Source organism: Kribbella sancticallisti (genome assembly GCF_039530625.1).
In the GTDB taxonomy this organism is placed as follows: domain Bacteria; phylum Actinomycetota; class Actinomycetes; order Propionibacteriales; family Kribbellaceae; genus Kribbella; species Kribbella sancticallisti.
Genome location: NZ_BAAAOS010000056.1, coordinates 208595 through 229984 on the forward strand (window position 1 = coordinate 208595; position 21390 = coordinate 229984).

Sequence of the window (21390 nt, forward strand, 5' to 3'; positions counted from 1 at the left end):
GATGACAACAGCAATCGGGAGATAACACATCGTGCTCGACGTGAACTTCTTCGACGAGCTTCGGATCGGCCTGGCGACCGCGGATGAGATCCGCCAGTGGTCGCACGGCGAGGTCAAGAAGCCCGAGACGATCAACTACCGGACGCTCAAGCCCGAGCGTGACGGTCTGTTCTGCGAGAAGATCTTCGGTCCCACCCGGGACTGGGAGTGCTACTGCGGTAAGTACAAGCGCGTTCGCTTCAAGGGCATCATCTGCGAGCGGTGTGGCGTCGAGGTCACCCGCTCCAAGGTGCGCCGCGAGCGGATGGGCCACATCGAGCTGGCCGCGCCGGTCACCCACATCTGGTACTTCAAGGGTGTCCCGTCGCGACTCGGCTACCTGCTCGACCTCGCCCCGAAGGACCTCGAGAAGGTCATCTACTTCGCGGCGTACATGATCACCGATGTCGACGACGAGGCGCGGCACCGCGACCTGTCGTCGCTGGAGGGCCGGACCGACGTCGAGCGCAAGCAGCTCGAGGGCCGGCGCGACAACGACATCGAGACCCGGATGAAGAAGCTCGAGGAGGACCTCGCCCAGCTCGAGGCCGAGGGCGCGAAGGCCGACGTTCGCCGCAAGGTGAAGGAAGGCGCCGAGCGTGAGGTCAAGCAGTTGCGCGACCGTGCGCAGCGCGAGATCGACCGCCTCGACGAGGTCTGGAGCCGGTTCAAGAACCTCAAGGTCCAGGACCTGGAGGGCGACGAGATCCTGTACCGCGCCATGAAGGAGCGGTTCGGCAAGTACTTCGAGGGCGCGATGGGTGCCGCCGCGATCCAGCGGCGGCTGCAGACCTTCGACCTCAAGGCCGAGGCGGACAGCCTGCGGGAGACCATCAAGACCGGCAAGGGCCAGCGCAAGACCCGCGCCCTGAAGCGGCTCAAGGTCGTCACCGCGTTCCTGGCCACCAACAACAGCCCGATGGGCATGGTGCTCGACTGCGTTCCGGTGATCCCGCCGGATTTGCGGCCGATGGTCCAGCTCGACGGTGGCCGGTTCGCCACCTCCGACCTGAACGACCTGTACCGCCGGGTGATCAACCGGAACAACCGGCTCAAGCGACTGCTCGACCTGGGCGCGCCGGAGATCATCGTCAACAACGAGAAGCGGATGCTGCAGGAGGCCGTCGACGCGCTGTTCGACAACGGCCGTCGTGGCCGTCCGGTCACCGGCCCGGGCAACCGGCCGCTGAAGTCGCTGTCCGACATGCTCAAGGGCAAGCAGGGCCGGTTCCGTCAGAACCTGCTGGGCAAGCGCGTCGACTACTCCGGCCGGTCCGTCATCGTGGTCGGCCCGCAGCTGAAGCTGCACCAGTGCGGTCTGCCGAAGGCGATGGCGCTGGAGCTGTTCAAGCCGTTCGTGATGAAGCGGCTGGTCGACCTCAACCACGCGCAGAACATCAAGTCCGCCAAGCGGATGGTCGAGCGTCAGCGCGCCCAGGTCTGGGACGTGCTGGAAGAGGTCATCACCGAGCACCCGGTGCTGCTGAACCGTGCGCCCACCCTGCACCGGCTGGGTATCCAGGCGTTCGAGCCGCAGCTGATCGAGGGCAAGGCGATCCAGATCCACCCGCTCGTCTGCTCCGCGTTCAACGCGGACTTCGACGGTGACCAGATGGCGGTGCACCTGCCGCTGTCGGCCGAGGCCCAGGCCGAGGCGCGGATCCTGATGCTGTCGACGAACAACATCCTGAAGCCTGCTGACGGCCGTCCGGTCACGATGCCGACCCAGGACATGATCATCGGCATCTACTTCCTGACCATGCTGAAGGAAGGCGCCCTCGGTGAGGGTCGCGCGTTCAGCTCGCTGGCCGAGGCGCTGATGGCCTTCGACCGCAACGAGCTGTCGCTGCAGGCGAAGATCACGCTCCGGCTGACCGAGGCCGGCGCGCCGGACGGTTCGACCGAGCGTCCGGACGGCGGGTTCTCGCTGGAGACGACGCTGGGTCGCGCCCTGTTCAACGAGGCGCTGCCGAGCGACTACACCTTCGTGGACGCCGAGGTCGGCAAGAAGCAGCTGGGCTCGATCGTCAACGACCTGGCCGAGCGCTACTCCAAGGTCCAGGTGGCGAACTGCCTGGACGCGCTGAAGGACCTCGGTTTCCGCTGGGCCACCCGGTCGGGTGTCACGGTGTCGATCGACGACTTCAGCACGCCGCCGAGCAAGCCCGAGATCATGGCTCGCTACGAGTCGCAGGCCGAGAAGGTCCAGAAGCAGTTCGAGCGGGGTCTGATCACCTCGTCCGAGCGGCGGCAGGAACTGATCGAGATCTGGACCGGCGCGAACGCCGAGGTCGGCAAGGCGATGGAGGAGAACTTCGCCAAGGCCAACCCGATCTGGATGATGGTCCACTCGGGTGCGCGAGGCAACATGATGCAGATCCGGCAGATCGCCGGTATGCGTGGTCTGGTGGCCAACCCGAAGGGCGAGATCATCGCCCGGCCGATCAAGTCCAACTTCCGCGAGGGCCTGTCGGTGGTCGAGTACTTCATCGCCACCCACGGTGCGCGAAAGGGTCTTGCCGACACCGCGCTGCGGACCGCCGACTCCGGGTACCTGACCCGTCGTCTGGTGGACGTGTCGCAGGACGTCATCATCCGCGAGGAGGACTGCGGCACCGAGCGCGGCCTGCCGAAGAAGATCGGCGAGCCGGGTCCGGACGGCAAGGTCGTCCACGCGGAGAACGTCGAGACGAGCGCGTACGCCCGCACCCTGGCCACGGACGTGGCCGGCGCGGACGGCAAGGTCGTCCTGACCGCGGGCAGCGACCTGGGCGACGTGTCCATCGCCGCTCTCGTCGCCGCCGGGGTCGAGGAGGTCAAGGTCCGCTCCGTGCTGACCTGTGACGCCAAGACCGGTACCTGCGCGAAGTGCTACGGCCGTTCGCTGGCGACCGGCAAGCCGGTCGACATCGGTGAGGCCGTCGGCATCATCGCGGCGCAGTCCATCGGTGAGCCCGGTACGCAGCTGACCATGCGTACCTTCCACACCGGTGGTGTCGCGGGTGATGACATCACCCACGGTCTGCCGCGTGTGGTCGAGCTCTTCGAGGCTCGCCAGCCCAAGGGCAAGGCGCCGATCGCCGAGGCCGCGGGCCGGATCTCGATCGAGGACACGGACAAGACCCGGAAGCTGGTGCTCACCCCGGACGACGGTTCCGAGGAGGTCGCCTACCCGGTGTCCAAGCGTGGCCGCCTGCTGATCGAGGAAGGTCAGCACGTCGAGGTCGGTCAGCAGCTGACGCAGGGTACGCCGGACCCGCAGGAGGTTCTGCGGATCCTGGGTGTCCGCAAGGCGCAGGAGCACCTGGTGGACGAGGTCCAGGAGGTGTACCGGTCGCAGGGTGTGGCCATCCACGACAAGCACATCGAGATCATCGTCCGGCAGATGCTGCGCCGGGTCACGGTGATCGAGTCCGGCGAGGCGAACCTGCTGCCGGGCGAGCTGGCGGACCGCCTGATGTTCGAGGCGGAGAACCGTCGGGTGGTTGCCGAGGGCGGTACGCCGGCGTCCGGACGTCCGGTCCTGATGGGTATCACCAAGGCGTCGCTCGCGACCGAGTCGTGGCTGTCGGCCGCCTCCTTCCAGGAGACGACCCGCGTCCTCACCGAGGCCGCGATCCACGGCAAGAGCGACTCGCTGGTGGGCCTGAAGGAGAACGTCATCATCGGAAAGCTGATCCCGGCGGGTACCGGCATGGACCGGTACCGCAACATCCGGGTGGAGCCCACCGAGGAGGCGAAGGCCGCGATGTACTCGATGGTCGGCTACGAGTCGTACGACTACGACTTCGGCCCGTCCGCGGGTCAGTCGGTCCCGCTCGACGACTTCGACCTGGGTTCGTACAAGAACTGAAGTCCGCACCAACCCGCCGAGGGCGGCACTCCCACCAGGGGGTGCCGCCCTCGCGGCTTTGCGGGCACGATGAGCCCATGCCCGAGAACAAGACCACCCGGACCGACGCCTCCGTCGAGGAGTTCCTCGCCTCGGTCCCCGAACCGCGGCAGTCGGACGCCCGCGAGCTGAACACGCTGCTGACCGAGCTGGCCGGCTGCGAACCGGCGATGTGGGGCCCGTCGATCGTCGGCTTCGGCGAACGCCACCTGGTCTACGAGAGCGGCCGCGAACTGGACTGGTTCGACATCGGCTACTCGCCCCGCAAGCAGTCGTTGACGCTGTACGTCGGTGAGGGCTTCGACGGGTACGACGAGCTGCTGGCTCGCCTCGGTCCGCACCGGACCGCCGTCTCGTGTCTCTACCTGAAGCGCCTCGCGGACGTCGACCGCGAGGCACTGGCCGAGCTCCTGAGCCGGTCGATCGCCGCGTCCCGCTCCGCCTGACAAGAGCCGCCCTCACCCGCCCGTCCCGGGCCCGAATCCGCTCCGATCACTCCCTTGTTGCCTGCAGCAACGAGGGTGCGGGAGGCCGGATCGACGGCCTCGTAGGGGTTGTGAGGTCCGCTCGACGAACGACACGCCCAGAGTGGTCGAGTCGCTGCGGAGTGTTGCGAGGGGTCGCCGGACAAGTGTCGGCGGGATGCGCGAAGATGACGCCTATGCCGGATCTCCCGCCCTACCTGCAGCCGTTCGTGCTGGACGTCGAGCAGGACGCTGAGCAGCATGTCGACCGGGTCGGTCACGTGGACTTCCACCGGCCGGCGAGCACGGCGCGGACGGGCGCGATCCTCTTCATCCACGGGGGTCCGGGACCTGCCGACCTCGAGGTGCGGCCTCGGGACTGGCCGGTCTACCGGGGCTATGCCACAGCGGTCGCTCAGCGGGGCCTGGTGGCCGTCACGGTCGACCACAGCCTCATCCGCGGGTTCGACCAACTGACCGCCGCGGCGGACGAGGTGGAGGCCGCTGTCGGCCTGCTGCGAGCCGACCCGCAGATCGATCCGGACCGGGTCGCGCTGTGGTTCTTCTCCGGTGCCGGGCTGCTGGCCGGGGAGTGGCTGGACAGCCGCCCCGACTGGCTGCGCTGCATCGCCCTGACCTACCCCTACCTCGCCACCCCGCCCGGTGTCGACGAACTGGTTTCCGCCGCCGAAGTGATCGGCAAACACAAGGACCTGCCGGTGCTGCTGACGAGGGTCGGCCGGGAGCGCGCAGAGCTCGCCGGACCGGTGGCGGAGTTCGTCTCCGCCGGTGGCACCGCGCTGGACATCATCGACGTACCGAAAGGGCAACACGGCTTCGACATGCTCGACCACGACGAAGAGTCCCGCGCCGCGGTGACCAAGGCCCTGGACTGGGCCATCGCCCACCTGGGCGAGGACCCCGCCGGCCAACTTCCGATCCCCGCAGCCACCACGACCACCGACCCGATCCCCGCCACCACCATCCCGGCCCCGCCCCGTCAGCCGGCGAAGAGGGCGGCCGCCTCCACCAAGCCATCCACGACCCCCGCCTCCACTACCAACTCTGCTGGGGTGAGCTCGGTGGCTGCCGAGGTCGTCGCGGCTGCCGAGGCCGCTGTCGAGGCGGTGACGCCGGCTGTGCCCGCCAGCCAGCCGGCGACGCCGACCGAGACCGCAGCCCCGGCGCCCGCACCGGCTCCGGCTCCGGCAGAGACGCCTGCTTCCCGGGTGATCGGGCGGGAGCACGCTGCCTACGAGGCGCACGACCTCGAGGCTTTCCTGGCGTTGTACTCGCCGACCGCTCAGCTCCAACTGGCTGACGGCACGGTGATGCGCGGCCGCCGGTCCCTGCGCGAGTACTACCGCCCACGCTTCGATTCCGGCCAGTGCAAGACCACCCTCGTTCAGCGGATGCTGGTGGGCGAGTGGGTGGTCGACCAGCAGTTCTCCCACGAGTCCGACCAGGGCCAGACCATGATGGTCGCCCTCTACCGGGTTCAGGACGGTCTGATTTCCGAGGTTCGCTTCCTCGCCTGACCAGCAACACCAGCGCACCGCGGCGGCCATCTTCAAGCCGCCGCGGTGCCTGGCCGGCCGGCTACGCCATCACGCCGAGGGGTGTGGGTTTCCAGCTGGGGAAGACCTTCTCGGCCTGGGCCTGGGAGAGGCCGAGGCGGCGCATGACCACTTCGGAGAGTAGGTCTCGGTAGTCGTTCGTGCCGGGGACGTCGCCCTGGTCGAGGACCTTCTGGGACAGACCCTCCCAACGGCCGTGGACGCCGCCCTTCACACCACCGCCCAGGACGAGCGCGACCCCGCCGTGGCCGTGGTCGGTGCCGCTGTTCGCGTTCTGGCCGACGCGGCGGCCGAACTCGCTCATCGTGACCAGGGTGGTGTTGTCGAGCTCAGGTCCGAGATCCGCCGTGAACGCGGCCAGCGCGGCTCCGACGGTCTTCAGCGAGTTCGTCATATCGCCGCCGTCGACCGTGCCGAGGCCGGTGTGCATGTCCCAGCCGCCCAGATCCACCGTCGCGACTCGCACCCCAGCCTTGGACTTGATCAGCTGCGCCAGCGTCGCGAGCGCGGCTCCGAAATCGCCATCCGGATATCCGCGTTCCTTGCCCGGCTTCTCCAGTTTGGCGTAGCTCTGGGCCTGCGCCGACGCCTGCAGCGCATCGAGCCCCTGGACCCCCAGCGGATGGTCGATCCCGGTGTACAGCTTGGTCAGTGCCGCCAGAGTCTGCGGCGCGACCCCGTCGATCCCCTTGACGGTGAAGTTCTTCAGCGACGTCAGCATGATCGGGTTGGAACCGCCCAACAGCGAACGGCTCATCCGGGCGCCGATGCCCAGCCCGCGGAACGTGGTACCGGGGCCTAGTTGTTGGAGGACGCGGTCGAGCCAGCCTGACTGCACTGACGACCGGGCTGCTCCGCCGCGCTCCAGGCAGTCCTGGGCCTGGAAGTGGCTGCGAGTCAGATCAGGAGTAGACACAGCCGGTACTGCGGCCAGCCGCCCCGAGGTGATCAGGGGCTGCAACGGCGCCAGCGACGGGTGGAGCCCGAAGCCGCGCTGCAGGTTGATCAGCGACGCAGCCCGTACTGCGATGTCCGGCCGAGCCTTGAGCAACTCTGGATCGTCAGCCGGCACCAGGACCGACAGCCCGTCCATCCCGCCCCGCAGGAACACCACGATCAACGTCCCGCCGGGATCCGCGCCCGGGGCGGCCCACGAGATCCGGGTTGTAACCAACTGGTTGGATACCGCGGCCACGCCGACGCCCAACCCGCCGGCGAGCAACCGGCGCCGGGTGAATCCGTGGCTCCAGCTTTCGTCCCGTTCCTCGGCGTGAGCCGTCACAGCTGCTGCTTGAGCGCGCAGAGCGGCATCGGCAGGTGTCGGGCCGAGTCGGCGCCAGTCCGGGCAGTCGGGGTGCAGGGTAGCGAGGATGTCTTGGTCGGAGCGGCTCATGATCGCGGGGAACTCCTGCCAGAAAACGAGGTTCGGATCGAAGGCGGAACGAAGGAAACGAGGTGAGCAGGGCTCAGCGGGCCAGGAACTGCGGGGAGTCGAGGACCAAAGCGACGACGTGCCCGGCCTGCCACTCCATCCGGCCCTGGTCGACCCGGGAGGTGGACTTGGCGCCGACGAACGTCGCCAAGGCATCGCGCTGCCGGCTGTTGGGCCGCTGCCCGATCAGCCTCTCCCCGAGACGGTCGAACCACACCCGGTAGGTGTCGCCCTTGCGGGGCCGCAGCTCGGCCGGCAGCTTCGAGTGCTTCAGCCCCTCCCACCAGCCATGGGCCAGCGCGCGGTGGGTCGACCAGCGCTCCAGCATCTGGCCCGCAGAGGACCAGGCGGGGGCAACGTCCGGATACCCGTTGGGCGACGGCCAGGCCAGGGGAGCGTGGCCCAAGGTGTTGAGCTGCCAGTAGGCACCTTCCAGACCCTTGGCTGTCGCCGGGCCGAACGGCAGGTCCAGAGCACGTGCACTGCTGACCACGTCCTCCAGCGGACGCTTGGTCTTATTGCCCAGCGAGTCCCAGAACTCCCCGCTGCGGAACAGCGCAGTCAGTACCGGCAGGATCGCTGTGTTGTTCTTGAGGTAGACCTGCGCCAGCCGGTCGACGAGCGCAGCCGGGGGAGAGTCGTCCACGAAGCGCACGACGAGCTTGCGGGCGATGGTCTTGGCCGTCGCGGGGTGCTTGGCCAGGTAGTCGAGGTAGCGGTCGCCAGTAGCCAGTCCAGCCTTGGCAGAACTGTTGGACGCGCTCCAGCTCAGCACCTTCACCTTGCCGGTCCGGTGCCGGTCAGGCAGGTACTCGAACTTGCCCTCCCGGGTCGAGCCGCGGCCACTCAGTACATAGGCACTGGCCCGCACGTCCTTCTCTGTATAGCCGGAGGAGACACCGACCGTGTGCAGTTCGAGCAGTTCGCGGCCGAGGTTCTCGTTCACGCTGTCGCGGGTCGAGGCGTCGTTGTCGAGGTACCGCAGCATCGCCGGGTGCCGCATCGCGGCCTGCAGCATGTCGGAGTACTTGCCGAACGCGTGCCGCCGGATCACCGACACCGCGTACTGCGGCGCGACGTCCCAGCCCCGGTCCGACGGTGTCGCGACGTGCAGGTGGTTGGCGAACACGTCCACGACCACCTCGAACAACTGCCTGCTGCCGAACACCTGACGGCCGAGCGTCGCGATGCCCGTGTGGAACATGGCCTCCCACGAGTACTCGTTGATCGAGCCCCGGATGGTCGCGGGGTCGGCGCCGGCCAGCTTGAGCGCGCGCCAGGCCTGATCACCCGCGGGGTCCTTGGCCGTAGGTGACAACTGGGCTGCGAGCCAGCGGTCGATCCCCAGCTTCTGCAGGTTCTTCACATCGGTGGGGCGAGGGCCGAACGTCACCCGGTTCAGCAGGTGGCGCTGAGCCTGCGCATCCGTCAACGGCCCGGCCTTGCTCACCAGGAGACCAGGGCTGGCCTGTCCCGCCTTGGCCGCGGCGGCGAAGCCCGCGAACTCCTTGGGTTTGCCGGGCTGCCGGGTGGGCTTCGTTCCCTTCCCGGCGACGAAGCTGGAGTCCCTGTCCTCCCCGGAGCTCGCGAGGCTCGGCTGCTGAGCTACCCGCGCCCGGGCGGCCGCAGTACCGGCTGGGGAGGGTTCGCCGGAGGCGGCGAGGACCCGGTTGCGCAGGGAGTCCGGCCGAACCAGTACTTCGGCTGCCAGCCCGCCGGCGGCCAGGGTGCCGGCGACGGCTCCGATGGCCGCGCGGCGGGCCACCGGCGACGTAGTCCTCGGGGCGGCAGGACCGGGCGTCGGCTTGTCGTTCTCCATGCATGCTCCAGGGGGCGCAAGGCGGTTGCGGCACGGTCCCCGTTACCGGGTCGTTACACCCGATTGGCGTGACTATGCCGCACTTTCGCGGCGCCGAGGCGAACCAGGGCGGACTTTTACACCGATCAGACATTCGGATCCGTCATCGCGGTGGCGGCCGGGACCGGGGGCGGCTCGAAGCACGCGGCGGATCCGGTAGACTGACAATGCGGCTGCATCCCACTGCGCGCATGGTCGGCTGTTTTGACCGTGCTTGAGGCAGCCGCTAGTCTTAACGATCGTGCCCGGGTCATCCTGGGCCCGTCATGCGTGCCCCTCGTAATACGGGACAGCGCGCGTGGCACGGGACTTCTGCCGACAGTCAGAAAGTTTATGACTCCGGCGTGCCCTTGCCCACGCGACACACCCGACCGCGGGGGTCAGGCGCGCAGCAACCGACCGGACGACAGAAAGAGACCTACGCGGTGCCCACCATCCAGCAGTTGGTCCGCAAGGGCCGCCAGGACAAGGTGTCCAAGAACAAGACGCCGGCCCTGAAGGGTTCCCCTCAGCGTCGTGGTGTGTGCACGCGCGTCTACACGACCACCCCGAAGAAGCCGAACTCGGCGCTTCGCAAGGTCGCTCGCGTCCGCCTCACCAGCGGCATCGAGGTCACCGCCTACATCCCCGGCGTCGGCCACAACCTGCAGGAGCACTCGATCGTGCTCGTGCGTGGCGGTCGTGTGAAGGACCTCCCGGGTGTCCGGTACAAGATCATCCGCGGTTCGCTCGACACCCAGGGTGTGAAGAACCGGAAGCAGGCTCGCAGCCGGTACGGCGCGAAGAAGGAGAAGAGCTAATGCCGCGCAAGGGTCCCGCCCCGAAGCGGCCGGTCATCATCGACCCGGTCTACAGTTCGCCGCTGGTCACCCAGTTGATCTCCAAGATCCTGGTGGACGGCAAGAAGCAGATCGCCCAGAGCATCGTCTACACGGCGCTCGAAGGCACCCGGACGAAGACCGGCACCGATCCGGTGATCACGCTGAAGCGTGCCCTGGACAACGTGAAGCCCAGCATCGAGGTGAAGAGCCGCCGCGTCGGTGGCGCCACCTACCAGGTGCCGATCGAGGTCAAGCCCGGTCGCTCGACCACGCTCGCCCTGCGCTGGCTCACGTCGTACTCCCGTGCGCGTCGCGAGAAGACCATGTCCGAGCGCCTGATGAACGAGATCCTGGACGCGTCCAACGGTCTCGGTGCGTCGGTGAAGCGCCGCGAGGACACGCACAAGATGGCCGAAGCCAACAAGGCTTTCGCCCACTACCGCTGGTGAGCCGGGGCCCGAGCCGGGCCCCCGCGTTCACTTATTTGAAGCTAGACAGAAGCGAGAGGTAGACCACCGAGGTGGCCGTACAAATCACCACCGACCTGAGCATGGTGCGCAACATCGGCATCATGGCCCACATCGACGCCGGCAAGACGACGACGACCGAGCGGATCCTCTTCTACACCGGTATCACTTACAAGATCGGTGAGGTCCACGACGGCGCCGCCACGATGGACTGGATGGAGCAGGAGCAGGAGCGCGGCATCACCATCACGTCCGCCGCGACGACCTGCACCTGGAAAGACCACACCATCAACATCATCGACACCCCCGGGCACGTCGACTTCACCGTCGAGGTGGAGCGCTCGCTGCGCGTCCTCGACGGTGCCGTCGCGGTGTTCGACGGTGTCGCCGGTGTCGAGCCGCAGTCCGAGACCGTGTGGCGCCAGGCGGACCGGTACGGCGTACCGCGGATCTGCTTCGTCAACAAGCTGGACCGGACCGGCGCGGAGTTCATGCGCTGCGTCGACATGATCGTCGACCGGCTGGCCGCGGTGCCGCTGGTGCTGCAGCTGCCGATCGGGGCCGAGGCCGACTTCATCGGCGTCGTCGACCTGATCGGGATGCGCGCGCTGACCTGGCGCGGCGAGACCACGATGGGTGAGGACTACACCGTCGAGGAGATCCCGGCCACCCACACCGAGATCGCCGCCGAGTGGCGCGACAAGCTGATCGAGACGCTGGCCGAGGCCGACGACGAGATCATGGAGATGTACCTGGAGGGCGAGGAGCCGTCCCAGGAGCAGATCGTCGCGGGCATCCGGCGGGCGACCATCGCCAGCAAGCTGACCCCGGTGCTGACCGGTACCGCGTTCAAGAACAAGGGCGTCCAGCCCCTGCTCGACGCGATCAACGCCTTCCTGCCGAGCCCGCTCGACGTGCCCGACATCGAGGGCCACGACGTCAAGGACTCCGAGGTCGTCGTCACCCGCAAGCCCGACGAGTCCGAGCCGTTCGCGGCGCTGGCGTACAAGATCGCCGCGGACCCGCACCTGGGCAAGCTGACCTTCATCCGGGTGTACTCGGGCAAGCTCGAGACCGGCACCCAGGTCCTGAACCCCACCAAGGGGCGCAAGGAGCGGATCGGCAAGATCTACCGGATGCACGCGAACAAGCGTGAGGAGATCGCGTCGGTCGGCGCCGGCCACATCGTCGCCGTGATGGGCCTCAAGGACACCACCACCGGTGAGACCCTGTGCGACCCGGCCAAGCCGGTCGTGCTCGAGTCGATGCAGTTCCCGGCACCGGTGATCTCGGTCGCCATCGAGCCGAAGTCGAAGGCCGACCAGGAGAAGCTCGGCGTCGCGATCCAGCGCCTGGCCGACGAGGACCCGACCTTCCAGGTCCGGACCGACGAGGACACCGGCCAGACGATCATCGCCGGTATGGGTGAGCTCCACCTGGAGATCCTGGTCGACCGGATGAAGCGCGAGTTCCGCGTCGAGGCCAACGTCGGCAAGCCGCAGGTGGCCTACCGCGAGACGATCAAGAAGAAGGTCGAGAAGGTCGACTACACGCACAAGAAGCAGACCGGTGGTTCGGGTCAGTTCGCGCGTGTGATCATCAGCATCGAGCCGACCGCGGTCGAGGCCGGCGGCGAGGGTGGCTACGAGTTCGTCAACGCCGTCACCGGTGGCCGCATCCCCCGGGAGTACATCCCGTCGGTGGACGAGGGTGCCCAGGAGGCGATGGAGTTCGGCGTCCTGGCCGGCTACCCGATGGTGGACGTCAAGGTGACGCTGACAGACGGCGCCTACCACGACGTCGACTCGTCCGAGCTCGCCTTCAAGATCGCCGGTTCGATGGCCTTCAAGGACGCCGCCCGCCGGGCGACTCCGGTCATCCTGGAGCCGATGTTCGCGGTCGAGGTCATCACGCCCGAGGACTACATGGGTGAAGTGATCGGCGACCTCAACTCACGCCGCGGCCAGATCCAGTCGATGGACGAAGGCCCCGGTGGCAGCCGGGCCGTGAAGGCCCTGGTGCCGTTGTCCGAGATGTTCGGGTATGTCGGTGACCTGCGGTCCAAGACCCAGGGCCGCGCGTCGTACTCGATGCAGTTCGATTCCTACGCCGAGGTTCCGAAGAACGTGGCGGAAGAGATCATCAAGAAGGCCCGCGGCGAGTAATCTCGCCCCGGACCAACCAACCCACAGCGCGTCGGCGTACGGCGTAAGTCAACATTTTCCCAGGAGGGCCCCAGTGGCTAAGGCGAAGTTCGAGCGGACTAAGCCGCACGTCAACATCGGCACCATCGGTCACATCGACCACGGTAAGACCACTCTTACCGCGGCGATCACCAAGGTGCTGCACGACAAGTACCCGAACCTCAACGAGGCGTCGGCCTTCGATCAGATCGACAAGGCGCCGGAAGAGCGTCAGCGCGGTATCACCATCTCCATCGCGCACGTCGAGTACCAGACCGAGGCCCGGCACTACGCCCACGTCGACTGCCCGGGTCACGCGGACTACATCAAGAACATGATCACCGGTGCGGCCCAGATGGACGGTGCGATCCTGGTCGTCGCCGCCACCGACGGCCCGATGCCGCAGACCCGTGAGCACGTGCTGCTCGCCCGTCAGGTCGGCGTGCCGGCGATGGTCGTCGCCCTGAACAAGTGCGACATGGTCGACGACGAGGAGATCCTGGAGCTCGTCGAGCTCGAGGTCCGCGAGCTGCTCTCCGAGCAGGAGTTCGACGGTGACAACGCGCCGGTCGTGAAGGTCGCGGCCCACCCGGCTCTGCAGGGTGACGCCAAGTGGGGCGAGTCGATCATCGAGCTGATGGACGCGGTCGACTCCTACATCCCGCAGCCGGTTCGCGAGATCGACAAGCCGTTCCTGATGCCGGTGGAGGACGTCTTCACCATCACGGGTCGCGGTACGGTCATCACCGGCCGGATCGAGCGCGGCGTGGTCAAGGTCAACGAGACCGTCGACCTGATCGGCATCCGTGCCGAGAAGCAGACCACCACGGTCACCGGCATCGAGATGTTCCGCAAGCTGCTCGACACCGGCGAGGCCGGCGAGAACGTCGGGCTGCTGCTTCGTGGCACCAAGCGCGAGGACGTCGAGCGCGGCATGGTCGTGATCAAGCCGGGCACCACCACCCCGCACACCAACTTCGACGCTTCGGTCTACATCCTGTCGAAGGAGGAGGGCGGCCGTCACACGCCGTTCTTCCAGAACTACCGCCCGCAGTTCTACTTCCGCACCACGGACGTCACCGGCGTCGTCACGCTGCCCGAGGGCACCGAGATGGTCATGCCGGGCGACAACACCGACATGTCGGTCGAGCTGATCCAGCCGATCGCCATGGAAGAGGGCCTGAAGTTCGCGATCCGTGAAGGTGGCCGCACCGTCGGCGCCGGCCGGGTCACCAAGATCAACAAGTGATTTCACGAGGTCCGCGAGGGCTCGCACGCTGAGCCCCGCGGACCTCTGCTTTACGCGAGATCCGGGGCAAGTCGGGGTCGGTGACTCCGGAACGGTCCCGGATCGAGCGTGGAGCCACCTCGATTGGCATTCCGATGCCGATCTCTGGCACAATATTCAGGTTGCTCAGGCGAGGTTGCCGGGGCGCGCCCCAGAGAGGTTTTCTGGCCGGTGCGCCGGACCGGAGGCCATGCCGAGGTTCCGGTCCGAGACCGAACCCCGATCACCATCCCAGGGTTGAAAGTGTGTGGTGACGCGCGTGCCGCGTCCGCGACACACCCGACCTCGGGGGTCGGAGCAACGAAGCGAAGACGAAGAGAAGGACGAAGCGAAGCGATGGCGGGACAGAAGATCCGCATCCGGCTGAAGGCCTACGACCACGAGGTCATCGACAGTTCGGCGCGCAAGATTGTCGACACGGTGACGCGTACTGGTGCGAAGGTTGCTGGCCCGGTGCCGTTGCCGACGGAAAAGAACGTGTTCTGCGTCATCCGCTCGCCGCACAAGTACAAGGACAGCCGCGAGCACTTCGAGATGCGCACCCACAAGCGGCTCATCGACATCATCGACCCCACGCCGAAGACCGTCGACTCGCTGATGCGTCTCGACCTGCCGGCCGGTGTCGACATCGAGATCAAGCTCTGAGGGAAACGCGAAACCAATGAGCAATCACAAGAACACGCGCGGTCTGCTGGGCACCAAGCTCGGCATGACCCAGACCTGGGACGAGAACAACCGAGTCGTCCCCGTCACCGTGATCCAGGCCGGCCCGTGCGTCGTCACCGGGGTTCGCACCTCGGCCGGCGACGGCTACGACGGTGTCCAGATCGCCTTCGGTGACATCGACCCCCGCAAGGTGACCTCGCCGATGCGCGGCCACTTCGAGAAGGCCGGTGTGACCCCGCGTCGCCACCTGCTCGAGCTGCGGACCGCCGACGCCAGCGAGTACACGCTCGGCCAGGAGATCAAGGCCGAGGCGTTCGCCGCGGGCGAGATCGTCGACGTGTCCGCCACCAGCAAGGGCAAGGGCTTCGCCGGTGTGATGAAGCGGCACGGCTTCCACGGCCTCCGCGCCACGCACGGTGTGCACAAGAAGCACCGCTCGCCGGGTTCCATCGGCGGCTGCGCGACCCCCGGCCGCGTCTTCAAGGGAATGAAGATGTCGGGCCGGATGGGCCACGAGAAGGTCACCACGCAGAACGTGACGGTCCACGCGATCGACACCGAGCGCGGCCTGATCCTGCTCAAGGGCGCGGTCCCCGGTCCGAAGGGCGGCCTCGTGCTGATCCGCAACGCCGCGAAGGGAGCTACCAAATGAGCACCGTTGACGTCGTCGTCGTGAAGGGCGACAAGGTCAGCAAGAAGGGCTCCGCGGAGCTCCCCGCCGAGTTGTTCGACGTACAGGTCAACATCCCGTTGATCCACCAGGTCGTCGTGGCCCAGCTGGCCGCTGCCCGTCAGGGCACGCACAAGGTCAAGCGCCGCGGCGAGGTGTCCGGCGGTGGCGCCAAGCCCTACCGCCAGAAGGGCACCGGCCGCGCCCGCCAGGGCTCGACCCGCGCGCCGCAGTTCACCGGTGGTGGCGTCGTCCACGGCCCCACGCCGCGTGACTACAGCCAGCGGACCCCGAAGAAGATGATCGCCGCCGCGCTCCGCGGTGCGCTCTCCGACCGGGCCCGCGACGGTCGCGTCCACGTCGTCGAGAAGTTCGTCGAGGGTGACACGCCGTCCACCAAGTCCGCGCTGAAGGTTCTCGCCGAGGTCACCGAGTACTCCAAGGTGCTCATCGTGGTCGAGCGCACCGACGACGTGTCGCTGCTCAGCCTGCGCAACGTGCCGACCGTGCACCTGATCGCGGCCGACCAGCTGAACGCGTACGACGTGCTGTGCAACGACGCGGTGATCTTCACCAGCGCGTCGCTGGACGCCTTCGTCGCCGGTACGCCGAAGGGCAAGTCCGTCAAGGCTGTCGCCACGTCGACCGAAGCCGAGCAGGAGGTAGAAGCATGAGCCACGGAGTCAACAAGGACCCGCGGGACGTGCTGATCCGGCCGGTCGTGAGCGAGAAGAGCTACGGCCTGCTGGACGAGCAGAAGTACACGTTCGAGGTCGCGCCGGACGCCAACAAGACCGAGATCAAGCTCGCGGTCGAGAAGGTGTTCAAGGTTCGCGTCACGTCCGTCAACACGATCAACCGCAAGGGCAAGCGTCGCCGCACCCGTACGGGCTGGGGCAAGCGTCCTGACACCAAGCGAGCGATCGTCAGCCTGTCCGGCGACGACCGCATCGACATCTTCGGAGGCCAGTCGTAATGGGTATCCGCAAATACAAGCCGACGACGCCGGGCCGCCGTGGCTCGAGCGTGGCCGACTTCGTCGAGCTCACCCGTTCGACCCCTGAGAAGTCCCTGCTCCGCCCGCTGCCGAAGAAGGGTGGCCGGAACAACTCCGGCAAGATCACCACTCGGCACCACGGTGGCGGTCACAAGCGGGCGTACCGCCTGATCGACTTCAAGCGGTACGACAAGGACGGCGTGCCGGCCAAGGTCGCGGAGATCGAGTACGACCCGAACCGCACCGCCCGGATCGCACTGCTGCACTACGTCGACGGCGAGAAGCGCTACATCCTCGCCCCGGCCAACCTGAAGCAGGGCACCATCATCGAGAACGGCCCCGCGGCCGACATCAAGGTGGGCAACAACCTGCCGCTGCGCAACATCCCGGTCGGCTCCACGGTGCACGCCGTCGAGTTGCGTCCGGGCGGTGGCGCCAAGATGGCCCGCTCCGCCGGTGCCAGCGTTCAGCTGGTCGCCAAGGAGGGCCGGATGGCCACCCTGCGGATGCCGTCGGGCGAGGTCCGGATGGTCGACGTGCGCTGCCGCGCCACCCTCGGTGAGGTCGGCAACGGCGAGCAGTCGAACATCAACTGGGGCAAGGCCGGCCGGATGCGCTGGAAGGGCAAGCGCCCGACCGTCCGCGGTGTGGCCATGAACCCGGTCGACCACCCGCACGGTGGTGGTGAGGGTAAGACCTCGGGTGGACGTCACCCGGTGTCCCCGTGGGGCCAGCCCGAGGGTCGCACTCGCACCCGCAAGGAAAGCGACCGCATGATCGTCCGGCGCCGCAAGGCCGGCAAGAAGCGCTGATAGGAGCCGGACAGAATGCCACGCAGCCTCAAGAAGGGCCCGTTCGTCGACCACCACCTGCTCAAGAAGGTGGAGGTGCAGAACGAGAAGGGCACCAAGAACGTCATCAAGACCTGGTCGCGCCGATCGATGATCATTCCGGACATGATCGGCCACACGCTCGCGGTGCACGACGGCCGCAAGCACGTCCCGGTGTTCGTGACGGACGCGATGGTCGGGCACAAGCTCGGCGAGTTCGCCCCGACCCGGACGTTCAAGGGCCACGAGAAGGACGACCGCAAGGCACGGCGTCGCTGACCTCGGTCACGACGAAGCGCAGAGCAGAAACCTACGGAGAGATTCGAACATCATGAGCGTTCAAGAGCGTAGGGCCGTCAGTGCCCGTCGCGAGAGCCTGCTGGGCGACGAGCCCGGGGCCTTCGCGGTCGCGCGCTTCGTCCGCGTGACGCCGATGAAGGCGCGTCGCGTGGTCGATCTGGTGCGCGGCATGGGCGTCGACGACGCACTCGCCACTCTGAAGTTCGCCCCGCAGGCCGCTGCCGCGACCGTGTACAAGGTCGTCGACAGCGCCGCGGCGAACGCCGAGGGCACCGAGCACCTGAGCCGGACCGACCTGGTCGTGGTGAAGGCCTACGTGGACGAGGGTCCGACGCTGAAGCGTCACCGCCCGCGTGCACAGGGCCGGGCCACCCGGATCGACAAGCGGACCAGCCACATCACCGTCGTGGTTGGCCCGAAGGTCGAGGCCGAGCAGCCGGCGAAGAAGGCCGACGCCAAGAAGGCGGACGCCAAGAAGGGTGGGGCCAAGAAGGCCACCGCCAAGAAGGCGCCGGCCAAGAAGGCGACCGCCGACAAGGCTGAGAAGAAGGAGACCCGATAGTGGGCCAGAAGGTTAACCCGCACGGGTTCCGACTCGGCATCAGCACGGACCACAAGAGCCGTTGGTACGCCGACAAGCTCTACAAGGACTACGTCGGCGAGGACGTCAAGATCCGTCGCCTGCTGGGCAAGGGCATGGAGCGCGCCGGCATCTCCCGCGTGGAGATCGAGCGCACCCGTGACCGCGTCCGGGTAGACATCCACACCGCCCGTCCGGGCATCGTCATCGGTCGCCGCGGCGCCGAGGCGGACCGGATCCGTGGCAGCCTCGAGGAGCTCACCGGCAAGCAGGTGCAGCTGAACATCCTCGAGGTCAAGAACGCCGAGGTCGACGCGCAGCTGGTCGCCCAGGGCGTGGCCGAGCAGCTGTCCGGCCGCGTGGCGTTCCGCCGCGCGATGCGCAAGGCGATGCAGACCACCATGCGTGGCGGCGCCCTGGGCATCCGGATCCAGTGCTCCGGTCGTCTGGGTGGCGCCGAGATGTCGCGGTCGGAGTTCTACCGCGAGGGCCGGGTGCCGCTGCACACGCTCCGCGCCGACATCGACTACGGCTTCTACGAGGCCCGTACGACCTTCGGCCGGATCGGCGTGAAGGTCTGGATCTACAAGGGCGACGTCGCCGGTACCCGCGCCGAGCGGGAGGCGCAGGCAGCTGCCCGCGCCGCCACGCAGCAGCGTGGCCGTCCGGCCCGCCGTGACGGTGGTGGCGACCGCGGTGACCGTGGTGGCCGTGGCGGTGACCGTGGCGGTCGTCGCGACGACCGTCGTGACGGTGGCGCGCAGGCCGCGAAGGCCGAGGCCCCCAAGGCCGACGCCGTCGCTGCTGAGAAGGCCGCTGACAAGCCCGCCGAGACGACCGGAACGGAGAGCTGAACCATGCTCATCCCCCGCAAGGTCAAGCACCGCAAGCAGCACCACCCCAAGCGCTCCGGCGCGGCCAAGGGCGGTACCACGCTGGCCTTCGGTGACTTCGGTATCCAGGCTCTGGAGAACCACTACGTCACCAACCGGCAGATCGAGTCCGCTCGTATCGCGATGACCCGGCACATCAAGCGCGGCGGAAAGGTCTGGATCAACATCTACCCGGACCGCCCGCTGACCAAGAAGCCGGCCGAGACCCGGATGGGTTCCGGTAAGGGTTCGCCCGAGTGGTGGATCGCGAACGTCAAGTCCGGACGGGTGATGTTCGAACTGTCCGGCGTGGACGAGGACACCGCTCGCGAGGCCATGCGCCGTGCGATCCACAAGTTGCCGATGAAGTGCCGCTTCATCAGCCGAGAGTCAGGTGAGAACTGATGGCAACCCTGACCGCCGCCGAACTGCGGAACCTCGGGAAGGACGAGCTTCTGGAGAAGCTCGGGAACGCCAAGGAGGAGCTGTTCAACCTCCGGTTCCAGGCTGCCACGGGTCAGCTGGAGTCCCACGGCCGGCTGCGCGCCGTCCGCAAGGACATCGCCCGCATCTACACGGTGCTGACCGAGCGTGCGCTCGGGATCACCGAAGAGGTCGACTCCGCACCGGTCGCCGCGGCGGATGACGCCGAGGCGGACGCCACCGAGACCGTGTCGGATGACGTGGCAGCGGACGACAGCGAGAAGGCTGGGAGCAAGGCATGACCGAGAACGCAGGCAAGGACGAGACCGTGAGCACGACCCCCGAAGCGCGAGGCGCCCGCAAGACCCGTGAGGGCCTGGTGCTGAGCGACAAGATGGACAAGACCGTCACCGTCGAGGTCGAGGACCGGGTCAAGCACAAGCTGTACGGCAAGGTCATCCGTCGCACCAGCAAGCTCAAGGCCCACGATGAGCAGAACGCCGCCGGGATCGGCGACCGGGTTCTCCTGATGGAGACCAGGCCGCTGTCGGCGACCAAGCGCTGGCGCATCGTGGAGATCCTCGAAAAGGCGAAGTGACCAGCCTCGCCCCGCAGTACCCAATCGAAATCATTCGTTCCGCAAGGCTCACCTCTGGTGAGAACCAGCGAGACAACCAGGAGATCAACAGATGATCCAGCAGGAGTCGCGACTGAAGGTCGCCGACAACACGGGTGCCAAGGAGATCTTGTGCATCCGCGTTCTCGGTGGCTCCGGTCGGCGCTACGCCGGTGTCGGTGACACGATCGTCGCCACCGTCAAGGACGCGATCCCGGGTGGCGGCGTCAAGAAGGGCGACGTCGTCAAGGCTGTCATCGTGCGCACCGTGAAGGAGCGCCGGCGTCCGGACGGCTCCTACATCCGGTTCGACGAGAACGCCGCCGTGATCCTCAAGGCCGACGGTGAGCCGCGTGGTACCCGTATCTTCGGGCCGGTCGGCCGGGAGTTGCGCGAGAAGCGCTTCATGAAGATCATCTCGCTCGCTCCGGAGGTGCTCTGAGATGGCGCAGCAGAAAGTGCAGCGTTCGCTGCACGTCAAGAAGGGTGATCTCGTTCGCGTGATCGCCGGCAAGTCCAAGGGTCTCGAGGGCAAGATCATCTCGGTCCTGCCCGAGGTCGAGAAGGTCATCGTCGAAGGCGTCAACCGGGTCAAGAAGCACACCAAGGTGCAGCAGGCCCAGCGCGGCGGCACCACGGGTGGCATCGTCACCCAGGAAGCCCCGATCCACGTCTCCAACGTGATGCTTCTGGTCGAGGTCGAGAAGGACGGCAAGAAGCAGAAGGTGACCACCCGCGTCGGCTACAACCGCGTCGAGGTGCAGAAGCGGCGCCCCGACGGTTCGACGTACACCGGTTTCCGGAGCGTCCGGATCGCGCGGCGTACCGGCGAGGAGATCTGATGAGCACGGCTGTTTCCGAGGGCAAGGTTCTGCCCCGGCTGAAGACCAAGTACCGCGACGAGATCGTCGGCAAGCTGCAGGACGAGTTCCACTTCGAGAACGCCATGCAGGTGCCCAGGCTCACCAAGATCGTGGTGAACATGGGTGTCGGCGAGGCGGCTCGCGACTCCAAGCTGATCGACGGTGCCATCAAGGACCTGGCCGCGATCACCGGCCAGAAGCCGTCGGTGACCAAGGCCCGCAAGTCGATCGCGCAGTTCAAGCTGCGTGAGGGCATGCCGATCGGCGCGCACGTCACGCTGCGCGGCGACCGGATGTGGGAGTTCCTCGACCGGCTGCTGGCGCTCGCGCTGCCCCGGATCCGCGACTTCCGCGGTCTGTCGCCGAAGCAGTTCGACGGCAACGGGAACTACACCTTCGGCCTGACCGAGCAGGTGATGTTCCACGAGATCAACCAGGACCGGATCGACCGGGTTCGCGGAATGGACATCACCGTGGTGACCACCGCCAAGAACGACGACGAGGGGCGCGCGCTGCTGCGGCAGCTCGGCTTCCCGTTCAAGGAGAACTGAC

General features: G+C 67.3%; 22 protein-coding genes and 1 pseudogene. 21 read left to right on the forward strand and 2 right to left on the reverse strand.

Translation table 11 applies throughout. The features are described 5' to 3' along the window. Positions 1 to 31 precede the first annotated feature (31 nt). From ABD255_RS35795 to ABD255_RS35805, 3 genes are all read left to right on the forward strand, one after another. Positions 32 to 3892 carry a DNA-directed RNA polymerase subunit beta' gene (locus ABD255_RS35795; protein ID WP_344221234.1) on the forward strand — a complete coding sequence of 1287 codons (3861 nt, stop codon included), beginning with the start codon at positions 32 to 34 and terminating at the stop codon, positions 3890 to 3892. Positions 3893 to 3969: 77 nt separating this feature from the next. Next, positions 3970 to 4377, forward strand: a complete 408-nt coding sequence (locus tag ABD255_RS35800) for a DUF1801 domain-containing protein (protein ID WP_344221235.1) — start codon at positions 3970 to 3972, stop codon at positions 4375 to 4377. A 215-nt stretch (positions 4378 to 4592) separates the two neighbouring features. After that, on the forward strand, positions 4593 to 5933 hold the full coding sequence (locus tag ABD255_RS35805) for a nuclear transport factor 2 family protein (RefSeq protein ID WP_344221236.1): 1341 nt from the start codon (positions 4593 to 4595) through the stop codon (positions 5931 to 5933). A gap of 61 nt (positions 5934 to 5994) precedes the next feature. Here the strand turns inward: ABD255_RS35805 and ABD255_RS35810 are convergent, their stop codons facing one another. Then, on the reverse strand, positions 5995 to 7365 hold the full coding sequence (locus tag ABD255_RS35810; RefSeq protein WP_344221237.1) for a DUF1501 domain-containing protein: 1371 nt from the start codon (positions 7363 to 7365) through the stop codon (positions 5995 to 5997). Positions 7366 to 7438: 73 nt separating this feature from the next. Then, complete coding sequence (locus tag ABD255_RS35815; protein WP_344221238.1) at positions 7439 to 9223, reverse strand: DUF1800 domain-containing protein; 1785 nt, start codon at positions 9221 to 9223, stop codon at positions 7439 to 7441. Positions 9224 to 9687: 464 nt separating this feature from the next. Here ABD255_RS35815 and rpsL point away from each other — a divergent pair, with 464 nt between their 5' ends. From rpsL to rplE, 18 genes and pseudogenes are all read left to right on the forward strand, one after another. Then, a complete protein-coding gene (rpsL, locus tag ABD255_RS35820) occupies positions 9688 to 10062 on the forward strand; it encodes a 30S ribosomal protein S12 (RefSeq protein ID WP_012923692.1) in 375 nt (124 codons plus the stop codon). Further along, positions 10062 to 10532 (forward strand): 30S ribosomal protein S7, encoded by a 471-nt coding sequence (gene rpsG / locus ABD255_RS35825; protein ID WP_112243231.1) that lies wholly within the window; start codon positions 10062 to 10064, stop codon positions 10530 to 10532. Before rpsL ends, rpsG begins: the two co-directional genes overlap by 1 nt. Positions 10533 to 10603: 71 nt before the next feature. After that, entirely contained in the window at positions 10604 to 12715 is a 2112-nt protein-coding gene (gene fusA / locus ABD255_RS35830; protein WP_344221239.1) for an elongation factor G, read from the forward strand. A 73-nt stretch (positions 12716 to 12788) separates the two neighbouring features. Then, positions 12789 to 13982: an elongation factor Tu gene (gene tuf / locus ABD255_RS35835; RefSeq protein WP_344221240.1), complete on the forward strand. Its 1194-nt coding sequence runs from the start codon at positions 12789 to 12791 to the stop codon at positions 13980 to 13982. 375 nt (positions 13983 to 14357) lie between these two features. Then, positions 14358 to 14666, forward strand: coding sequence for a 30S ribosomal protein S10 (gene rpsJ, locus ABD255_RS35840; protein WP_012923688.1), 309 nt, complete (start codon positions 14358 to 14360; stop codon positions 14664 to 14666). A 16-nt stretch (positions 14667 to 14682) separates the two neighbouring features. After that, positions 14683 to 15339, forward strand: coding sequence for a 50S ribosomal protein L3 (rplC, locus tag ABD255_RS35845; protein WP_344221241.1), 657 nt, complete (start codon positions 14683 to 14685; stop codon positions 15337 to 15339). After that, positions 15336 to 16031, forward strand: coding sequence for a 50S ribosomal protein L4 (rplD, locus tag ABD255_RS35850; RefSeq protein ID WP_344221242.1), 696 nt, complete (start codon positions 15336 to 15338; stop codon positions 16029 to 16031). The genes rplC and rplD overlap by 4 nt, the downstream gene beginning before the upstream one ends. Beyond that, on the forward strand, positions 16028 to 16333 hold the full coding sequence (gene rplW, locus ABD255_RS35855; protein WP_344221243.1) for a 50S ribosomal protein L23: 306 nt from the start codon (positions 16028 to 16030) through the stop codon (positions 16331 to 16333). Before rplD ends, rplW begins: the two co-directional genes overlap by 4 nt. Then, positions 16333 to 17166, forward strand: a complete 834-nt coding sequence (rplB, locus tag ABD255_RS35860; protein WP_344221244.1) for a 50S ribosomal protein L2 — start codon at positions 16333 to 16335, stop codon at positions 17164 to 17166. Before rplW ends, rplB begins: the two co-directional genes overlap by 1 nt. A 15-nt stretch (positions 17167 to 17181) precedes the next feature. Next, positions 17182 to 17463 carry a 30S ribosomal protein S19 gene (rpsS, locus tag ABD255_RS35865; RefSeq protein WP_020388105.1) on the forward strand — a complete coding sequence of 94 codons (282 nt, stop codon included), beginning with the start codon at positions 17182 to 17184 and terminating at the stop codon, positions 17461 to 17463. A 52-nt stretch (positions 17464 to 17515) separates the two neighbouring features. Beyond that, positions 17516 to 18046, forward strand: a complete 531-nt coding sequence (gene rplV, locus ABD255_RS35870) for a 50S ribosomal protein L22 (RefSeq protein ID WP_344221245.1) — start codon at positions 17516 to 17518, stop codon at positions 18044 to 18046. Further along, positions 18046 to 18918 (forward strand): 30S ribosomal protein S3, encoded by an 873-nt coding sequence (gene rpsC, locus ABD255_RS35875; protein WP_344221246.1) that lies wholly within the window; start codon positions 18046 to 18048, stop codon positions 18916 to 18918. Before rplV ends, rpsC begins: the two co-directional genes overlap by 1 nt. Before the next feature lie 3 nt (positions 18919 to 18921). Next, positions 18922 to 19341 carry a 50S ribosomal protein L16 gene (gene rplP, locus ABD255_RS35880; protein ID WP_344221247.1) on the forward strand — a complete coding sequence of 140 codons (420 nt, stop codon included), beginning with the start codon at positions 18922 to 18924 and terminating at the stop codon, positions 19339 to 19341. Further along, a pseudogene (rpmC, locus tag ABD255_RS35885) lies at positions 19341 to 19571 on the forward strand (50S ribosomal protein L29); the annotation flags it as partial. The gene rplP and the pseudogene rpmC, both read left to right, overlap by 1 nt. Positions 19572 to 19657: 86 nt before the next feature. After that, positions 19658 to 19957, forward strand: a complete 300-nt coding sequence (gene rpsQ / locus ABD255_RS35890; protein WP_344221248.1) for a 30S ribosomal protein S17 — start codon at positions 19658 to 19660, stop codon at positions 19955 to 19957. A 91-nt stretch (positions 19958 to 20048) separates the two neighbouring features. After that, on the forward strand, positions 20049 to 20417 hold the full coding sequence (gene rplN, locus ABD255_RS35895; RefSeq protein ID WP_077019238.1) for a 50S ribosomal protein L14: 369 nt from the start codon (positions 20049 to 20051) through the stop codon (positions 20415 to 20417). A gap of 1 nt (position 20418) precedes the next feature. Further along, positions 20419 to 20817 (forward strand): 50S ribosomal protein L24, encoded by a 399-nt coding sequence (gene rplX / locus ABD255_RS35900; RefSeq protein WP_344221249.1) that lies wholly within the window; start codon positions 20419 to 20421, stop codon positions 20815 to 20817. Beyond that, the gene (gene rplE, locus ABD255_RS35905; RefSeq protein ID WP_344221250.1) at positions 20817 to 21389 is read left to right on the forward strand and encodes a 50S ribosomal protein L5; all 573 of its coding nucleotides are present in this window, start codon (positions 20817 to 20819) and stop codon (positions 21387 to 21389) included. Before rplX ends, rplE begins: the two co-directional genes overlap by 1 nt. Position 21390: the final 1 nt, after the last annotated feature.